The 18,192-nt window shown below is 56.1% G+C and carries 13 protein-coding genes; 2 read left to right on the top strand and 11 right to left on the bottom strand.

All coding sequences use genetic code 11. The features are described 5' to 3' along the window. The first annotated feature begins 10 nt into the window (after positions 1-10). Positions 11-1,036 (top strand): M4 family metallopeptidase, encoded by a 1,026-nt coding sequence (locus tag ACUY4S_RS06265; protein WP_458022221.1) that lies wholly within the window; start codon positions 11-13, stop codon positions 1,034-1,036. Beyond that, a complete protein-coding gene (locus ACUY4S_RS06260) occupies positions 1,036-1,377 on the top strand; it encodes a protealysin inhibitor emfourin (protein ID WP_458022252.1) in 342 nt (113 codons plus the stop codon). The genes ACUY4S_RS06265 and ACUY4S_RS06260 overlap by 1 nt, the downstream gene beginning before the upstream one ends. Here ACUY4S_RS06260 and ACUY4S_RS06255 read toward each other — a convergent pair. From ACUY4S_RS06255 to ACUY4S_RS06205, 11 genes are all read right to left on the bottom strand, one after another. Further along, positions 1,374-1,589, bottom strand: a complete 216-nt coding sequence (locus ACUY4S_RS06255; RefSeq protein WP_458022222.1) for a zinc ribbon domain-containing protein — start codon at positions 1,587-1,589, stop codon at positions 1,374-1,376. The genes ACUY4S_RS06260 and ACUY4S_RS06255 overlap by 4 nt on opposite strands. 84 nt (positions 1,590-1,673) lie before the next feature. Then, positions 1,674-3,149: a ribosome biogenesis GTPase Der gene (der, locus tag ACUY4S_RS06250; protein ID WP_312690659.1), complete on the bottom strand. Its 1,476-nt coding sequence runs from the start codon at positions 3,147-3,149 to the stop codon at positions 1,674-1,676. Positions 3,150-3,269: 120 nt separating this feature from the next. Beyond that, positions 3,270-4,448 (bottom strand): outer membrane protein assembly factor BamB, encoded by a 1,179-nt coding sequence (gene bamB, locus ACUY4S_RS06245; protein WP_458022223.1) that lies wholly within the window; start codon positions 4,446-4,448, stop codon positions 3,270-3,272. Between the two features lie 10 nt (positions 4,449-4,458). Continuing rightward, positions 4,459-5,079, bottom strand: coding sequence for a YfgM family protein (locus ACUY4S_RS06240; RefSeq protein ID WP_458022224.1), 621 nt, complete (start codon positions 5,077-5,079; stop codon positions 4,459-4,461). 36 nt (positions 5,080-5,115) lie between these two features. Continuing rightward, the gene (gene hisS, locus ACUY4S_RS06235; protein ID WP_458022225.1) at positions 5,116-6,390 is read right to left on the bottom strand and encodes a histidine--tRNA ligase; all 1,275 of its coding nucleotides are present in this window, start codon (positions 6,388-6,390) and stop codon (positions 5,116-5,118) included. Between the two features lie 95 nt (positions 6,391-6,485). Then, positions 6,486-7,604, bottom strand: a complete 1,119-nt coding sequence (ispG, locus tag ACUY4S_RS06230; protein WP_312690667.1) for a flavodoxin-dependent (E)-4-hydroxy-3-methylbut-2-enyl-diphosphate synthase — start codon at positions 7,602-7,604, stop codon at positions 6,486-6,488. Positions 7,605-7,630: 26 nt separating this feature from the next. After that, positions 7,631-8,614: a cytoskeleton protein RodZ gene (gene rodZ, locus ACUY4S_RS06225; protein ID WP_458022226.1), complete on the bottom strand. Its 984-nt coding sequence runs from the start codon at positions 8,612-8,614 to the stop codon at positions 7,631-7,633. A gap of 293 nt (positions 8,615-8,907) precedes the next feature. Continuing rightward, the gene (rlmN, locus tag ACUY4S_RS06220) at positions 8,908-10,074 is read right to left on the bottom strand and encodes a dual-specificity RNA methyltransferase RlmN (RefSeq protein WP_312690671.1); all 1,167 of its coding nucleotides are present in this window, start codon (positions 10,072-10,074) and stop codon (positions 8,908-8,910) included. Between the two features lie 182 nt (positions 10,075-10,256). Then, entirely contained in the window at positions 10,257-10,688 is a 432-nt protein-coding gene (gene ndk / locus ACUY4S_RS06215; RefSeq protein ID WP_312690673.1) for a nucleoside-diphosphate kinase, read from the bottom strand. A 161-nt stretch (positions 10,689-10,849) separates the two neighbouring features. Beyond that, positions 10,850-13,174, bottom strand: coding sequence for a peptidoglycan glycosyltransferase PbpC (pbpC, locus tag ACUY4S_RS06210; protein ID WP_458022227.1), 2,325 nt, complete (start codon positions 13,172-13,174; stop codon positions 10,850-10,852). Position 13,175: 1 nt separating this feature from the next. Continuing rightward, a complete protein-coding gene (locus ACUY4S_RS06205; RefSeq protein ID WP_458022228.1) occupies positions 13,176-18,134 on the bottom strand; it encodes an alpha-2-macroglobulin family protein in 4,959 nt (1,652 codons plus the stop codon). Positions 18,135-18,192: the final 58 nt, after the last annotated feature.

Below are 18,192 nucleotides of genomic sequence, written 5' to 3'. Positions count from 1 at the left end.
GGAGATCAACATGAATTCACGCCCGCTGCATTGTGTTATTCCGCCCTACCTTCTTCGTCGCATTATTGATAATGGTTCTGAGCTACAACAACGTAACGCCCGCCAGACCTTAACTCACGTGCAAACATTGATGGCGCACAGCCATGGTAAAGTCGATGCGCCGTTGGTGACGTCGCCCGGTGAACTGGTACGCGATATTTATGACGCGCAACAAAAAGAGACACTGCCCGGCGAGCAGGTGCGCTATGAAGGCCAGCCGTCAAACGGTGATGTCGCGGTGGATGAAGCCTATGACTATCTTGGCGTCACACATGATTTCTTCTGGCAGGTTTACCAGCGAAACTCCCTGGATAACCAGGGGCTGATCCTCAGCGGTACCGTGCATTACGGTAAAGAGTATCAAAACGCCTTCTGGAACGGTCAGCAGATGGTGTTTGGCGATGGCGACGGTGAGATCTTCAACCGTTTTACCATTGCTATTGATGTGGTGGCGCATGAACTCAGCCACGGCGTCACAGAAACGGAAGCCAACTTAATCTATTTTGAGCAGGCGGGTGCATTGAATGAGTCGTTATCGGATGTCTTCGGTTCGCTGGTGAAGCAGTACCATCAGCAGCAGACAGCCGAACAGGCCGACTGGATCATTGGCGAAGGGTTGCTGGCAAAGGGCATTAAAGGCAAAGGGTTACGCTCAATGTCTAAGCCTGGTACCGCTTATGACGATCCGCTGCTGGGGAAAGATCCGCAACCTGCGCATATGAAAGACTTTATCAAAACCCGTGAAGACAACGGTGGCGTCCACCTGAATTCCGGTATTCCTAACCGCGCATTTTACCTGGCGGCAACGGCGGTGGGCGGTTATGCCTGGGAACAAACAGGGTACGCCTGGTACGATACCGTCTGTGATAAATCGCTGGCGCAAAACGCCGATTTTGCGACGTTCGCGAAGCTCACCATTCAACATGGTGAAAAACGTTCCGGTAAAAAAGTCGCCGCAGCGATTGAACAGGCGTGGAAAGATGTCGGAGTTTTATGATGAACGAACCCGAATTAACCGACGATGCGGTGGTGGAGTTAGCCCGTGAAGGCGGGGTGGCGTACGTCCCGAAACTGAGCGGCAAACGCAAAATCATCATTGCCCAGCTCAGTGAAGAGCAACGTCAGCGGCTGGTTGAGATCCTGCATCAGGCGTTACCGCTGGGGCAACCGCCCGGCCAGCCGGAATCGCCGGGGCGCGGCGATCAGCGCTTTTACCGTTTGCAAATCACCTGGACCTCGCCGCAACCGAACGTGCTGCTGCTGATCCCGGAAAGCAAAGCGCCACCCTCGTTTGTTGAGCTGTGGCGCGAAGGTGAAGAGTGCATCTGCAAGTCTTAACACAGGGTAAATTCTACGCGTTTTTTAGAAATCAGCCCGTGTCCGTGCTGGCAGAAAAAGTCCACCGCGCCACAGGCGGTTAATACCTGCAGAGGCTGATGGCACTCCGGGCAACTGGCTTCGAGCTCAAGGTTTACGTCGCAGACCTGGCAATGGGCATGTGTTCCCACACGTTCCAGCGGGTTGTGACAGGTTGGGCATTTCAGATCCATATTGCGCTCCTTTATGTTTCACTGCCTCTATCATACACCGCCACTTACAAAAAACCCGCCGGACGGCGGGTTTTAAGCAAGTGATTACTTACCTTTCTTGATGTGCTTAATCAAGCGCTTACGCTTACGCATCTGGTTCGGCGTCAGGGTGTTACGTTTCTCCGCAAACGGGTTTTCCCCTTCTTTGAACTGAATGCGGATTGGCGTGCCCATCACATCCAATGATTTGCGGAAGTAGTTCATCAGGTAGCGCTTGTAAGAATCCGGCAGGTCTTTTACCTGATTGCCGTGGATCACCACAATCGGCGGGTTGTAACCCCCGGCGTGGGCATATTTCAGCTTCACGCGGCGGCCACGCACCAGCGGAGGCTGATGATCTTCTGCCGCCATGGTCATAATACGGGTCAGCATCGCGGTGCTGACACGGCGAGTGGAGCTGTCGTAAGCTTCACGTACCGATTCAAACAGGTTACCCACGCCGCTGCCGTGCAGGGCAGAGATAAAGTGAACGCGGGCAAAGTCGATAAAGCCAAGACGGTAGTCCAGCGTCTCTTTCACCTGTTCTTTCACTTCCTGACTCAGGCCATCCCACTTGTTGACAACAATCACCAGCGAGCGACCGCTGTTGAGAATAAAGCCCAGCAGCGACAGATCCTGGTCAGAGATGCCTTCGCGGGCATCGATCACCAGCAACACCACGTTGGCGTCTTCAATCGCCTGCAGCGTTTTAATGACGGAGAACTTTTCTACCACGTCGGTGATTTTACCGCGCTTGCGGACACCCGCGGTGTCAATCAGTACGTACTCACGTTCGTCGCGCTGCATCGGAATGTAGATGCTGTCGCGGGTGGTGCCCGGCATGTCGTACACCACCACGCGGTCTTCGCCCAGAATACGGTTAGTGAGTGTGGACTTACCTACGTTCGGACGCCCGACAATAGCCAGCTTGATCGGCAGATCCTGCGGGTTAAAGTCATCTTCCGGCTCTTCTTGTTCGCCGTTTTCACTGGCTTCGAACTGCGCCCAGTATTCCGCGTCTTCGTCCACCTCTTCAGGTGGGTTCAGTTCGTCCATCCACGGCATTAGCACGTGTTCCAGCAGGCTGGTTACGCCGCGACCATGCGATGCGGCAATAGCGTAAATGTCCCCCAGCCCCAGCGAGTAGAAGTCCGCCGTGGCCTGGTCAGGATCCAGACCATCGGTTTTGTTCGCCACCAGGAAGGTCGGTTTTTCACGCGCACGCAAATGCTTAGCAATGGCCGAGTCGGCAGGCATCAGGCCCGCGCGTGCGTCCACCATAAACAGCACCACATCTGCTTCTTCAATCGCCAGCAGCGACTGTTCCGCCATGCGGGTTTCTACGCCATCTTCGGTGCCGTCGATACCGCCGGTATCGATGCAGATAAATTCGCGGCCTTCCACTTCAGCACGACCGTACTTACGGTCACGAGTCAGACCCGGGAAATCCGCTACCAGCGCATCACGGGTGCGTGTTAAACGGTTAAATAGCGTGGATTTTCCAACGTTAGGGCGCCCGACAAGCGCGACCACAGGTACCATGTTTGAAGCCTCATTACAGAAAATTCATTAGCAAAACGTCGCGATTGACGCAGCGTTTTAAAAACAGGAAAACGGCTCCTGCAACAGGAGCCGTCTTCAGGAACGACAACCTCAGCGCGATTAACGCGTGATGGCGTACAGCGTACCGTCTTTTGCCTGGATCAGCAGTTTGCCATCGGCAACCACCGGCTCGGTCAGGAAGCCGGAACTGTCGACTTTCTGCTGCGCCACAAAGCGGCCATCTTCAACGTTAATCCAGTGAACATAACCTTCGCTATCGCCTGTCACTATGTAACCATTATACAACGCCGGAGCGGTAAGGTTACGGTGCAGCAGATCGCTTTGTGTCCAGAGGGTCACGCCACCGTCGGTGGTAAGTGCCAGAACACGGTCATTCTGATCGATAAGATAGATACGGTTACCGTCAACGATGAAGTCGCTCACCGAGCCCAGTTCACGTTTCCACATGATCTGGCCGCTGCGCAGATCCAGTGCCGTCATGTTGCCGTTGTAGGCCAGCGCGTACACCACGCCATTCACTACAACCGGCGTCGTATCGACATCGCTCAGGCGGTCGATTTCAGTCGGGCCGTTTGCCTGGGAGATACGTTGTTGCCAGATCATCTGCCCTTGCTGCATCAGCACCGCGCTCACGCGACCGTTGTCGCCACCCACAATGGCTGCACCAAAGGCAGCCGTCGGGGCAGATTCACCGCGCAGAGAGAGCGCTGGCATATCCAGGTTAACGGTCCATTTCACCGCACCATCACTTTCATTCAGCGCCTGCAACTGACCGTTGCTGGTATGGATTAACACCAGACCGTCGCTGATAACCGGACGAGAAAGCGCTTCACCCGCCACTTTACTCTGCCAGGCGACAGAGCCGTCGCTGGTGTTCAGCGCATAAACACGGGCTTTTTCGCTGCCCACGTACACATGACCACCAGAAACGGTCACACCGCCGGACAACTGTGCTGAGCGAGTAGAGAACCAGCCATCTTTTTCGGCCAGATTCACCGACCACACTTCACGACCATCTTCAGCATGCACCGCTTTCACCACGCCGTGGCGATCGGCAGCATATACCACACCGTCGGCAAACGCCGGATGCAGATTAGAGTAGAAGTCGCCGATACCGTTGCCGATGGAGGTGCTCCACGCCGTTGACGGCGTAAACTGGTTTTCAACCACCGGCAGCGGGGACATTTTGACAACATCTTCTTCGCCGCTGAACAGGGAACAACCGCTCAATAGCGTGACAGAAAGCAGTCCTGGCAGAAGTAATTTACGCAATTGCATCGGGTCCCTCTTAGATGGACAAATTATTAATTTTCATTTGCATCATTTCACTCAACGCAGGGGAAGCATTGTTTTTAATGCCGTTTTCCCATGCGGTGCGCGCACCTTGTTTATCACCTTTGCTCAGCAGTGCTTCGCCGCGCAAATCAGCCACGATAGCTGCCCAGCTGTCGCCTTTTACGGCATCCAGCGTTTTCAACGCAACATCTTGCTGTTTCAGTTGAACCTGGACACGGGCCAGACGCACGTTGATCATCGATTTCAGATTCTCATCGCTGGTTGCTGTAAGCCCCTGCTGCAACTGAGCGGCGGCTTTATCCAGTTCGTTTTTCTCAACGTACTGCTGCGCAAGTTCCAGCGACGCTAACGCACCGTAAGTGTTTTTGTTGTCAGCTGCGAATTTCTCCGCCGCTGCGAACGTTTCTGGTTTGTCAGCCTGAAGCGCGGAGATCGCGTTTTCATAGGCTTGCGATGAGACTTTTGCTGTGTCTGCCTGATGACTGGTCCAGTAGCGCCAGCCAACCAGCGCACCAATACCCAAAACAACGCCAACTGCCAGCGCTTTGCCGTTCTCGGCAAAGAAGCGCTTAATCGCGTCTACCTGGTCGTTTTCGTTTTCGTAAATTTCCACGCAGTCCTTCTCCTTAACGATAATTCACCGGGGAGATTAGCCCAGTAGTGTGCGCAAATGCGCCGCAACGCTGTCCTGCGTTATCGTACTCTGCTCACCAGAGCGTAAATCCTTCACCACAACATTACCGTCGGCGATTTCAGATTCGCCAAGCACCAGTGCGACGCGAGCGCCCCACTTATCTGCACGGGCAAACTGTTTTTTGAAATTGCCGCCGCCGTGGTTCATCATCAGCCGTACGCCAGGTAACGCATCGCGTACCTGTTCACCCAACTGCATCGCAGCGGATTGCGTATTGGCACCAGACGCCACCAGGTATATATCGACAACGGATTCTGCTTTAAATTCCGGATTAACTGCCTGAACTAACAAAACAAGACGTTCAAGGCCCATCGCGAAGCCCACCGCCGGGGTGGCGCGACCGCCCAGTTGCTCAACCAGACCGTCATAACGACCGCCAGCACAGACGGTGCCCTGGGCGCCAAGACTGGTCGTCACCCATTCGAAAACGGTACGGTTGTAATAGTCCAGACCACGCACCAGACGCTGGTTCACGGTGTAGGCAATACCTGCCGCATCCAGGAAAGCGCAAAGACCGGCAAAGTGTTCGCGGGACGCTTCATCCAGATAATCACCCAGTTTCGGCGCATCGTTCAGCAGAGCCTGAATGTCCTGATTTTTGGTATCCAGCACCCGCAGCGGGTTGGTGTACATGCGACGCAGGCAGTCTTCGTCCAGCTTATCTTTATGCTGTTCCAGGAACGCCACCAGCGCATCGCGATAGGTCGCACGCGCTTCCAGCGAGCCGATGGAGTTAAGCTCAAGTGCGACGTGCTGAGCAATGCCCAATTCACGCCACCAGCGTGCGGTTAGCATAATCAGCTCAGCGTCGATATCCGGACCTTGCAGGCCAAACACTTCAACACCCAGCTGATGGAACTGACGGTAGCGCCCTTTCTGCGGACGCTCGTAGCGGAACATCGGCCCGACGTACCACAAGCGCTGTTCCTGATTGTACAGAAGACCATGTTCGATGCCGGCGCGTACGCAGCCCGCCGTACCTTCAGGACGCAATGTCAGGCTATCGCCATTACGATCGTCAAAGGTGTACATCTCTTTTTCAACCACGTCGGTCACTTCGCCGATCGCGCGTTTAAATAACGGGGTCTGCTCTACAATCGGCAAACGGATTTCACTGTAACCGTAGCTGCCGAGCACGTTTTTTAGGGTGCTTTCAATGCGCTGCCAGATGGCGGTTTCGCCAGGCAGATAATCGTTCATGCCGCGAATGGCTTGAATATTCTTTGCCACGTTTTTTCTCTTTATGAATACAAAAAATGAACCCACAGGGCCGTAGCGCCTGGCGGGTTCATCATACACGGGAAGCCAGCCGCTTCCCAGCCACGTTATTTTTCTAGCTGTTGCACGTTAATGCGACGCGCTTCGTCCAGAATCGACGCTTTCGCGCGAATGCGGGCTTCAAGCTGGCTGATCATATCGCTGTTATCAAGGCGGTCTTTACGCACACCATCTTCGTACAGGCCGCTTTTCTTGTTGCCGCCGGTCACGCCAAGCGTCGAAACCAGCGCTTCGCCAGGCCCGTTCACCACGCAGCCAATAATGGAAACATCCATTGGCGTGATGATGTCTTCAAGCCGCTGTTCAAGGGCGTTCACTGTGCCGATAACATCGAACTCCTGACGGGAGCAGGTCGGGCAAGCGATAAAGTTGATACCCCGCGAACGAATGCGCAGCGACTTCAGGATATCGAAACCGACTTTGATCTCTTCAACCGGATCGGCCGCCAGCGAGATACGCAGCGTGTCACCAATCCCTTCGGAGAGCAGCAGGCCGAGGCCAATTGCTGACTTCACCGCGCCCGCGCGCGCACCGCCAGCCTCGGTGATGCCGAGGTGCAATGGCTGATCGATCTGTTTCGCCAGCAGGCGATAGGATTCCACCGCGAGGAAGACATCGGAGGCTTTGACGCTGACTTTAAACTGGTCGAAGTTCAGGCGATCAAGATGATCAACATGGCGCATGGCGGATTCGAGCAGCGCTTGCGGCGTCGGTTCGCCGTATTTTTCCTGCAGATCTTTTTCCAGCGAGCCGGCATTAACGCCAATACGGATAGGTATGTTTTTGTCGCGCGCGCAGTCAACAACCGTGCGAATGCGCTCCTCATTGCCGATATTGCCGGGGTTAATACGCAGGCAATCGACGCCGTATTCGGCGACTTTCAGCGCAATGCGGTAGTCAAAATGAATATCCGCCACCAGCGGAACACTCACTTGCTGTTTGATCAGTTTAAACGCTTCTGCTGCATCCATCGTTGGAACAGAAACACGGACAATGTCTGCACCGACGCGCTCCAGCGCTTTGATTTGGTTGACCGTTGCGTCAACATCCGTGGTGCGGGTGTTTGTCATTGACTGCACGGCGATGGGAGCCCCATCGCCAATCGGCACATTACCAACGTAGATCCGTTTCGATTTCCGACGCTGAATCGGAGCCTGGTTATGCATGAAAAATCTCCCGCTTTGCCCGTCTGTTACTGTACTGCTGATTGTTCGGCATTGAGGGTCAGACGCGCAACCTGGTTAGTTCTGATATATCGACTCAAATCGACAGGTTTACCCTGGTACTGGATTTGTACGGCGGACGGCGCGCCGATTTTCAGTTTGTACGGCGCCTGGCCGGTTAAATTCAGTGTGCCATCTTTACGCTGCATGCCACTGAACAGTTTTTTGCCTGTGGCATCGCTCACTTCCAGCCAGCAATCCGCATTAAAGCTCATCACCAGTGCGTTGTTGTCCGCAGCTGCGCCCACTCCTGCCTGACTGGTCGGCAGCGTGTTGGCCGTGGCGCCAGCAGCCGCATCGACATTCGCCTGAGACGGCGGCACGACGGTGTTCTGGTTGGCGGTGTTAGCCGGAGCCTGCTGGGCAACTGCCGGGGCCTGTGCCGTTGTGGTTGGCGCTGGCATCTCAACTGGCGTAGAGGTGTTATCTGCGGTGGTAGTAGAGGTGTCGGTATTCAGCGGAACGCTCTGCGCATTACTGTTGTTGGCGTTGAGCTCGGCAGAGGATTGATCGGCCATAGTGCTGATCTCTTCCTGCTGCGCTTTGTGGTTTTGCCACCACCATGCGCCTGTCAGCCCCACTACCACAAACAGCACCAGCCAGGTAAAGCTCATCAGCCAGCCGTCGCGTTTTTTACGCGGTTTACCCAAAGCGAACGTCTGCATCGGGGCCACTTTCGCAGCTCTGACCGGTGCCTGCTTCTCAATCATCGGCAGGAGTTCTTCTTCGGGAATATGCACAAGGCGGGCATAGGAGCGGATATAACCCCGCACAAAGGTCGAAGCCAGATCGGCAGGGGATCTGTCTTCTTCGATATCGCGTACCGTGGACACCTTCAGGCATAAGCGCTCTGCAACCGCTTGCTGGCTGAGTCCAAGTTGTTCACGGGCGCTGCGCAGACGTACGCCAGTGGTTTGTGCTTCATTTTGGTCGTGAGTGGCTTCAGTATTCATTCGCTACAACTACTGGTACGTGAAAATTAAAGATTCAGGCGCGCGTGACCGCAATGCCCACACGCGCCGCGAAAAAAACCGGGTCAATTAAGCCTGGACCCATAGTATAAGACTGTCAGGCTTCTCATAACAGAACCGCTTTCAGCACTTTTTGCTAAGCCGTTGTTACATCACTACATACTGCCTTAAAGTCAGGAGAAACGCACCGTAATTATTATTGGCCTGCATGTGTACAGGCCAAATATTCGTCATTTTCACAAAATGCAGCACAATCTTCGCGCCGCATATTGGCATTACAGCGACTTCACGGCGATGGGCTCGCCCTGCATACGCTTACGCATGGTACGTTTGGTACGGTCAATCACGTCGCCTGCCAGTTGTCCACAGGCGGCATCGATATCATCACCACGGGTTTTACGAACAATTGTAGTAAACCCATAGCTCATCAGCACCTTACAGAAACGATCGATACGGCTATTAGAGCTGCGGCCATACGGCGCACCCGGGAACGGGTTCCAGGGGATCAGGTTGATCTTACATGGCGTATCTTTCAGCAACTCTGCCAGTTGGTGCGCATGCTCGGTGCCATCGTTCACGTGGTCCAGCATCACGTACTCTATGGTCACGCGGCCCTGGTTAGCGTTGGACTTCTCAAGGTAACGGCGCACCGCCGCAAGGAAGGTTTCAATATTGTACTTTTTGTTGATCGGGACGATTTCGTCACGAATTTCATCGTTCGGCGCATGCAAAGAAATCGCCAGCGCTACGTCAATCATGTCGCCGAGTTTATCCAGCGCCGGAACCACACCAGAGGTAGAGAGCGTTACACGACGTTTAGACAGACCAAAACCGAAATCGTCCAACATGATCTCCATCGCCGGAACCACATTGGTCAGGTTGAGCAGTGGCTCGCCCATGCCCATCATCACCACGTTAGTGATAGGACGGTTGCCGGTGATTCTCGCTGCGCCAATGATTTTTGCCGCACGCCACACCTGACCGATGATTTCGGAGACGCGCAGGTTGCGGTTAAAGCCCTGCTGGGCGGTGGAACAGAATTTACACTCCAGCGCACACCCAACCTGCGAAGAGACGCACAGCGTCGCACGGTCTTCTTCCGGGATATACACGGTTTCCACGCGCTGGTCGCCAACGGCGATCGCCCATTTAATGGTGCCGTCGGAGGAGCGCTGCTCTTCCACCACTTCCGGGGCGCGGATCTCAGCCACGTCTTTCAATTTGCCACGCAGCACTTTGTTGATGTCGGTCATTTCATCAAAGTCATCGCAGCAGTAGTGGTACATCCACTTCATCACCTGATCGGCGCGGAAGGGTTTTTCGCCTAAGTTTTTAAAAAACTCGCGCATCTGCTGACGGTTTAAATCCAGCAGGTTGATTTTTGCATCTTTGTTGGGAACCGTGAGAGCAGCGTTCTCAGATATGACAATTTGTTCAGACATAGTGTATTCCGGCCTCGTTATTACACGTTATGGCCCCTGGAGGGTTAAAAAGAAGCGCCCCAGGTAAGCTTCGGCTCAACCTGGGGCGCAACATTGTACAAATTCTGTCGCACAGATACCACGTTTGCACGCAGCATTTCACAAATTAAAGTGTAAATCTCGTTACACGGTTTAACGTGTGATTAGCGAGTGCGCGGGCACACTTCGCCTTCAGCGAAGAAATAGGCAATTTCGCGGGCTGCAGATTCAACAGAATCGGAACCGTGGGTGCCGTTTTCAGTGAAGCTGTCTGCATAATCAGCGCGCAGGGTACCGGCCAGTGCGTTCGCCGGATTGGTTGCGCCCAGCAGATCGCGGTGACGCTGTACCGCGTTTTCGCCTTCCAGCACAGAAACCACGATCGGGCCGGAGGTCATGAACTCAACCAGACCGTCAAAGAACGGGCGACCTTCGTGCTCTGCATAGAAGCCGCGAGCCTGCTCAACAGTCAGGTGCAGCATTTTAGTACCAACGATTTTAAATCCTGCCGCTTCAAAGCGAGAGAAGATAGCGCCAATAACGTTTTTTGCCACCGCGTTTGGCTTGATGATGGAAAAAGTACGTTCAATAGCCATGATTACCTCTGTAAGTTGTTCTGTTGTCGTACATACACATAAGTATGACCTGGCGCGGATTATAAAGAGCAACGCAGGCCTTGCCTATGGATGAAGGTAACATTTTTTTAAAATAAGACGAGTTTCAGCAACACCCTTCTCGTAACCCGCCATTTCCTGCGTTATTGCACAACAAACTGCACCGTTGCAACCTGCCCGGCCTCATCCATAACCAATAACTGATACTCCCCGGTTTTATCAAGTTTCAGGCTGACTATATTGTCGTGCGTCGACAGCGGTTCACCGTTAAGGAACCACCAGCGCGCGCCTTCTCCGCCACTGCTCTGTATGGGTAACAACGCAAATGACTGCCCCGGCACACGCCGGATCACCGCTCCGTCGCGCACGCCGCTAAGCAACAGAGGCGGCGGCGCATTGTCATCACGCGGTGGGCACTGCCGGTCGGCGGCGGGTAAACGCGCGGCTCGTCTTTCACCTGGCGGCAGCCAGGGCTCCAGCGGCAACGGCCAGACAATCCAGTTTTTCTGCTGCGCATCGGGGCAATCCGCCGCCACCCGAAGCCCTTTATGGTTCAACCACAGCGGGAAATTGATCCCATGCAGCCCCTCCTGCTCAGGCATCAGCAACGTCGGCGGCTGGCTGTCATCAAGCAGCCATGTAGCCAGACGGCGGCGACAGTTGTTGTCTCCGGCCGGCAAACTTTGCCCGCCGGGCCAGCAAATGACCCCTTGCGTGACCGAGTCCGGGCGCGGATCGCGCGGGAGTTTCCCCTGTTCAAGCGCTGAACGCGCCTGCAACATGTTGTTGACCTGGTTGAGCAGCGGCACGGCACTGGCAAAACCAAACTGCCCGGCGACTGGCGTACCATCCGGTCTGCCAGTCCAGATGCCGATGATATAACGCGCATTAATCCCAATAGCCCAGGCATCACGGTAGCCATAACTGGTACCGGTTTTCCAGGCCAGCGGCACCACCTGCGGTAAGGCTGCATCGGGCACTGGCTGGGCTTCGTTCGCCAGAATACGGCGGATGATCCACGCGGCACCGGGCGACATCAGCCGACGTTCAACCAGCGGTGCGTTTGGTGTCAGTCGCAGCTTGCCCGCTTTTCCCCCGCGGGCAAAAGCGCTGTAAGCGGCAGCAATGTCTTCCAGACGCGCGCCTGCGCCACCAAGGATCAGCGCCAGGTTCGGTTCAGCACCGGCCGGTAATATCAACGGCAGCCCCGCATTACGCAAATTACCGGCGAACTTTTTCGGCCCGTACGCCTCCAGCACCTGTACCGCGGGCAGGTTCAGCGAACGCACCAGCGCCTCATTCATGCTTACCGGTCCGTGAAAACCGCTGTCGAAGTTACCGGGGCGATAATCACCCACCCGACGTGGCACATCCTGGAGCAGCGATGCGGGATGGATCAGGCCTTCGTCGAGCGCCATACCGTAGATAAACGGCTTCAGAACCGATCCTGGCGATCGCACTGCGCTCACCATGTCCACATGGCTGAAGCGACTATCGTCATTGATGTCAACGGAGCCGACCCAACCGCGCACTTTCATCGTTGTGTGATCCACCACGATCATCGCCAGCGAACTGCGCTGCGGCAGCCGCGTTTTGACACTGAGCGCCAGTTCCTCCAGTTGCCGCTGTAGAGAGGCGTCCAGCGTGGTGGTGATTTTCAACGCATTGCTCTCTCCCACCATGCGCCGCGAAAACAGCGGCGCAAGTTGCGGCATTTGCCGGGGCGCAAGCCATACCGGCTCCTGACGCGACTCTTTGACCTGCTCCGCCGACCAGGCGCCTTGCGAAACCATGCGATCCAGTACTTTGTCCCGTGCGGCCTGCGCCCGCTCCGGCCAGCGATCGGGGCGTAAACGGCTTGGCGCTTGCGGCAATACTGCCAACAAGGCAGCTTCTGCATAACTGAGTCTGGAAGGTGGTTTACCAAGATAAGCCCAGCTTGCCGCGCCAATGCCCTGCAGAGTGCCGCCAAACGGCGCGCGGTTAAGATACAGCGTGAGGATCTCGCGTTTGGGAAGATGCCACTCCAGTTGCAATGCACGCCAGAGCTGGCGCACTTTACCGCCAAAAGTGCGGGGATGAGGATCCAGTAAGCGGGCAACCTGCATGGTCAGCGTGCTGCCGCCCGATATTACGCGCCCCGAACTGAGATCCTGCCAGGCCGCGCGCGCAATCGAGAAGGGATTGACGCCGGGATGATCCCAGAACCAGCGATCTTCATACTGGATCAGTGCCTGCAGATAGCGCGGCGATACCTCTTCAATTGTGACCGGATAACGCCAGATGCCGTCGGCATCGGCAAAACGCCACAGCGGTGTACCATCTTCCGCCACCACTACCCGCGCCGGATCGACCTCGGTCAACGGCAGCGGCCAGAGTTTGTCAGCCGCGATAACCGCCAGCACCAATAACAACGGCGCACCCACCAGCCAGCGCCAGCGGGTGCGCATCAGACGCACAATTTTCACGTTACGGCACAATGATCAGCGGACCGCTGGTCTCGCCGGTTGCCCGCCACTGCGGTACATACATAGATTCAACCTGTGGTGCCGGCACATGATACGTTCCCGGTGTTACCGCCCGCGCCAGGTAGACCAGCGTTACGCTCTGGCCTTCACTTACCGGAACAGCGGCAACGAAGCGATCATCGCGGAACTCCATATGCTGAATATCCGCCTGTTGCATGCGGTTCAGCAGATCCTGCACTTCACTGCCGCTATCCTGCAAACTGGCACTGCTGCTGGCGAGGTTCTGGTTTTCCAGCTCCAGCCCGGCAGGCAGCAGATCAACCACCAACGCATCCGGTACATTCTGCGTCGCGCTCACCTCCAGCCACACCAGCACCAGTTCACCGCTTTTCAGCGATGACAGGGATTTGCTGCGCCCGTCGGTGCCCATGATAGTGCGCTCAATCTGCAACACTTTGGCAGACGGGAGCGGTGCATGCTCAGGGTAACCGGTGGTATCGAGGCGTAACCACAGCGGCGCAGTGCCACTGTTCGTGACCTGCAAAGAGGCAAGTTGATCGGCTGTGACATTACGACTTTGCGCGGTGTCACCTGCCAGCGCAGCAGCATCCAGCGAGGTTTGCGCCTGCCAGTTGCCCGTTGCGTTTTGCAGGTTGCGCCCGGCTAAAAACAGGGCATTGCTTTCCTGCGTAGACAGCCAGCGCTGGCCGTATGCCTGCTCAGAGAGCATGGTCAGCAGTCGCGTCTGTTCTTGCGGCAGCAGGTTATTTTCCTGCAATAGCGCCAGCATCAGCGCATTGTCGCGCAGATCGCTGCCGTAATCAGCCAGCCAGCGATTGCTCTGCGCACGCGGAGTTTTCAGCGCCAGGCGCAACGCCTGCTCGCTACGCTGGGCATCGCCCATCATTTTCAGGGCGACGCCAAGCTGCATCAGCGGCAACGCGGCTTTGGCCTGCTCATGGCGCTGCCACACTTCGCGTAATGCCCCAAGAGGCGCCTTCTGCTGACGCGCCAGCACCAGCGCCGCGTAGCTCTGCACTGCAAATTTCGTTGCAGGCAGATCGTCGCTATAGCGAATAGCCATGGTTGACGGATCCTGCAGATAACGCAGCAAGCGGTTGTTGGCGTTGTTCAGCGCCTCGCCCGGCACGCTGTAGCCCTGTGCAGAAGCACTGACGAGGAAGTCCGTCACATAGGCCGTCAGCCAGTACTCTTCTGGCCCGTTCTTATCCCACAACGAGAAGCCGCCATCCTCGCGCTGCATTTGCAGCAGGCGGGAAATGCCAATATCCACCGCGGCGCGACGCTGCTCGTCACTTTCACCTTTAATACCGAGCGCTTTCAGCTGCGCGGCATTGGTGTACAGCGACGGGAACAGACCGCTGGCAGTTTGCTCCAGGCAGCCGTAAGGGTAAGCTTTCAACTCCTGAATGTAACGAGCAAGGTTCAACGGCGGTTTGCCGCTGAACAGTAAACGCCCTTGCAGCGTTGACGGCGCAATCCCCGCCAGATGCTGGGAAGGTGCCTGCCAGCTTTCGCCCGGGTTCAGCATTGCGCCACTGTTAACGGTCTGTGCCGGAAACGCAGGGCGTACGCCCAGTTTCCACACTTTCTGTTGCGGTGCGAAAGTTTCACCCGGCAGGGTCAGGCCACTGATTTGTGCATGGATTTCGCCATCGCCAAACCCATCCAGCGCACGCACAGGGATAAATAACGTGGTGCGCTGCCCGGCGGCCAGTTTCACAGCACCTGGCTGGCCGCTTTCCAGCGCCAGCAGGCCGCTGGCCGCCAGTGTGACGTTAAGGGTTTGCGGCTGATCGGTAAGGTTGGTCACATCCAGTGTCAGGCGAGAGGTGTCGCCGCTGCCGAGGAAGCGCGGCATGTTCAGGTCGGCAATGACCGGTGCCGCAACAATCACTTTGCCTTCGCTGCTGCCAAAATCATCTGCCGTCCAGGCCTGCGCCATCACCCGCAACTCACCGTTAAAATCCCCAATGGGCAGCGTGACCGTACCTTCACCATGTTCATCCAGCGTGACCGGCTGTGCCTGCTGCGCAACAATGGTGACATGATTCACCGGCGGTTTACCGCCACGGTTCATTTCGTCGCCGTCGCCACCAAAACGCAGCGCAGCCAGACGTCCCTGCCCTTCAATCACCTGGCCGTAGATATCGTAAATATCCGCGCCGTAACGTTTCTGGCCGAAGAAACCCTGCCACGGATCTGGCGTAACGTAATCGGTAATATTCAGTACGCCACTGTCCACGGCCGACAACAGGACGTTGACCTGTTTCGGGGTTTCACCGTTTTTGACGGCCGCTTTTACTTTCACTGTCAGCGGCTGATTAGGGCGCATTTTTTGCGGCGTATCGAGAGTCAGATCAAGGCGGCGATTCTCATCCCCCATAGGCAGATGCAGCAGCCCGACCGCGCGTTTAGGCGTAGCAGATTTTGACTTGTCGCCTGGGCGCACTACCAGCGTGCTGATATAGAGATCATGGCGTTGCCACTTCTGATCGATCGGAAGACTCAGATCAAGACCATCAGCCGGAACGTCGATCTCCTGCCACCACAGCGGGCCCTCTGCCGACTCGATCATCGCATAGCCTTTACCGGCTGCTGGCGCGGTGATATGCAGCTTGAGGGTATCGCCCGGTTTATAGGCCGGTTTGTCCAGCTTCATCGTGACGCGGTCAGGCCGCGCAGCGCCTGCGCCATCGCTGTTATCCTGCCAGCTATAACCTGCCCAGAAACGCACGCTGCTGATGGTGTCATCCGGCGCTTTCACCTCCAGACGATAAGCGCCCCACTCCACCGGGAAGGAGACTTTGCCGGTTTCATCTGCCGCCAGATTCAGGGTCTGCTCGCCTTCAACCAGATCTTTCTGGTTGAACTGCGACTGCCAGCCCTCATTTTCTGACCAGTTCCAGAAGTAGTCGCGGCGTTCGCGAATCAGCCGCACCTGCAAATCGTTAACCGCTTTTTTCTTGCCATCGACATCTGCATAAACGATGTCGAACGCCGCGTTGCTGTCTTCATCAACAATCGGTTGGTTAACGGTAGTATCGGTCCGGTAGTCGTACACTGCTTTAGAAGCAAACTGCGGACGAATGCCCGGCAGCATTGCCGCAGGCCAGACAGCCTGCCCGGCACGGCGGGTGACCGGGCGACCACCGGATTCCAGCAAGCTGGCCTGCAAAATGACTTCTAACGGCGAGTGACTCTCCTGCCACTGGCTGGTCGTAGTGACTTCGCCAAGGCCTTTGTCATCCAGTGTCAGGTGCACTTCATCCAGGCTACGGCTGAGATTCTCTTCGGCGATATCGCCAAACTGGAAGCCAGGCAGTGCAGGAACCGCTTCGCGCAGGGGACGCAGGTAGAGCTGCCCCTGCAACGTGTTTCCACTGGCGGGCGCGCCGTATAAATAGTGACCATTGACGTTGAACACTACATCGTCCGCAGGTGCGACAGGTGATGATTGCGGAGTAATATTCAGCGCCATGCGCTCAGGCATAAAGTCTTCAACATGGAAACCCCACTCACGCAGCTGGTTATCACCGGTGTTGGCGCGAATATGCCACATGCCGGTTTGCGCGCTGGCCTCCAGAGGATAAGTAAAGTGATACAGCCCGTTCTGCGGCTGGCTGACCACGGTGCGGATCACCTGACCGTCGGGTTTCACCACTTCCAGCTTCACCGGTTGTGCCGCCAGCGGTTTACCATCGCTATCGCGCAGCAAGCCGTTGAGGATCACCGTTTCACCTGGGCGATAGAGATCGCGCGGCCCGAACATAAAGAACTGTTTGCTGTAGCCAGGATCGCCGGAAATGGCGAACTCCGCCAGATCCAGCGCGGGCAGTTTCAGATCCAGCAGCGTGGTTTCACCGTCTTTGCGCGCCAGGATCAGGGCCGCCTCTTTGTCGGTGTTCAGCGTGGCATGGCCATCTTTATCACTGGTGGCCTGCGCCAGGGTCTGCCCCTGTTCATTAAGCAGCACCACCTCGATGCCGGAGAGCGCAGCACCGTTCTCCAGCCCCTGGGTAAAGATATCCAGCCGGTTATGATAACGGTGCGCAGAAAGACCAATATTGCTGAGCGTGAACAGGGTAGCGGCATTGCTGTAGTTGTAATGCCCGGCCTGGTTCATTACCGCAATATAGACGCCGGTTTGCTGCAATGGCTGGATGCTGCTCAGCGGTAATAGCAACTTCTCGCGGGTGTTCCGCGCCGGGTTCAGATCAAAACGGCCGGTATATACCAGGTCAGCCATTTTCAGTAAGGTGTCCGACTCCCAGTTTGACAGCGAATTGCGGTACTCCCACTGGCTAATAAACGCCGCCAGTGACTCCGGTTTAATACGGTAGAAGTTCACATCTACGTTATTCACGTTGAGCGCCATTACTGGCAGGCCATCCACCACTTTGCCGGGCAGCAAAGAGCCCCGGCTGGCAAAGCCAACGCTTGGCTGAACATCGCGCGTGGTGATCGCTTTCTCGTAATCGCTTCCGAAGGTGGCTTTGTTCAATGCCACAAGGCCACGATCGACCGAGACCAGCAGTTCGCGGTTGGGTTCCAGGTGGCGTAAACGCAGCTCTTTCAAATTCGGTGCCAGTTCCCAGGCCCCATCGACTTTGCCGCTCTTTTTGTCCACCAGATGGACGGTCGAGGCAAAATCCTGATCCGGGTTTAGCGGAACGGAAAAGGTCAGCACCAGCGTGGCAGCGCCATCCAGTTGAACCTCTGACGCATCCAGCAGCGTGAGCGGTTTGCCTTCGCTACGCGCGGCAAGCTGCGCCAGCTTCTCTTTACTTTGCGGGGGGGAGGCCTGGCCTTGCTGCTGCGCAGATGATGCGGCAGCAGGCGAGCTGGTTGCCTGCGGTTTATCGTTGTTATCACAGCCAGCTAACGTGAAGGTGGTGAACAGCGCGACGGTTAGCGCCGCAATGCGTAGCGGTTTCATTCTTTATCCCTGGCCCATAAAGCCTGTTGAACATTGCCACACATTATTATTCGCAACG

Source organism: Kosakonia beeri, from assembly GCF_054165705.1.
Note: the sequence above shows the minus strand (reverse complement) of the source record. Positions and strands in the feature narration are given on the sequence as shown.

What these genes read in the sequence shown, in the direction of transcription:
- ACUY4S_RS06265 (WP_458022221.1), top strand. Translation starts at nt 11, where the DNA reads ATGAATTCACGCCCGCTGCATTGTGTTATTCCGCCCTACCTTCTTCGT.
- ACUY4S_RS06260 (WP_458022252.1), top strand. Translation starts at nt 1,036, where the DNA reads ATGAACGAACCCGAATTAACCGACGATGCGGTGGTGGAGTTAGCCCGT.
- ACUY4S_RS06255 (WP_458022222.1), bottom strand. Translation starts at nt 1,589, where the DNA reads ATGGATCTGAAATGCCCAACCTGTCACAACCCGCTGGAACGTGTGGGA.
- der (WP_312690659.1), bottom strand. Translation starts at nt 3,149, where the DNA reads ATGGTACCTGTGGTCGCGCTTGTCGGGCGCCCTAACGTTGGAAAATCC.
- bamB (WP_458022223.1), bottom strand. Translation starts at nt 4,448, where the DNA reads ATGCAATTGCGTAAATTACTTCTGCCAGGACTGCTTTCTGTCACGCTA.
- ispG (WP_312690667.1), bottom strand. Translation starts at nt 7,604, where the DNA reads ATGCATAACCAGGCTCCGATTCAGCGTCGGAAATCGAAACGGATCTAC.
- rodZ (WP_458022226.1), bottom strand. Translation starts at nt 8,614, where the DNA reads ATGAATACTGAAGCCACTCACGACCAAAATGAAGCACAAACCACTGGC.
- rlmN (WP_312690671.1), bottom strand. Translation starts at nt 10,074, where the DNA reads ATGTCTGAACAAATTGTCATATCTGAGAACGCTGCTCTCACGGTTCCC.
- ndk (WP_312690673.1), bottom strand. Translation starts at nt 10,688, where the DNA reads ATGGCTATTGAACGTACTTTTTCCATCATCAAGCCAAACGCGGTGGCA.
- ACUY4S_RS06205 (WP_458022228.1), bottom strand. Translation starts at nt 18,134, where the DNA reads ATGAAACCGCTACGCATTGCGGCGCTAACCGTCGCGCTGTTCACCACC.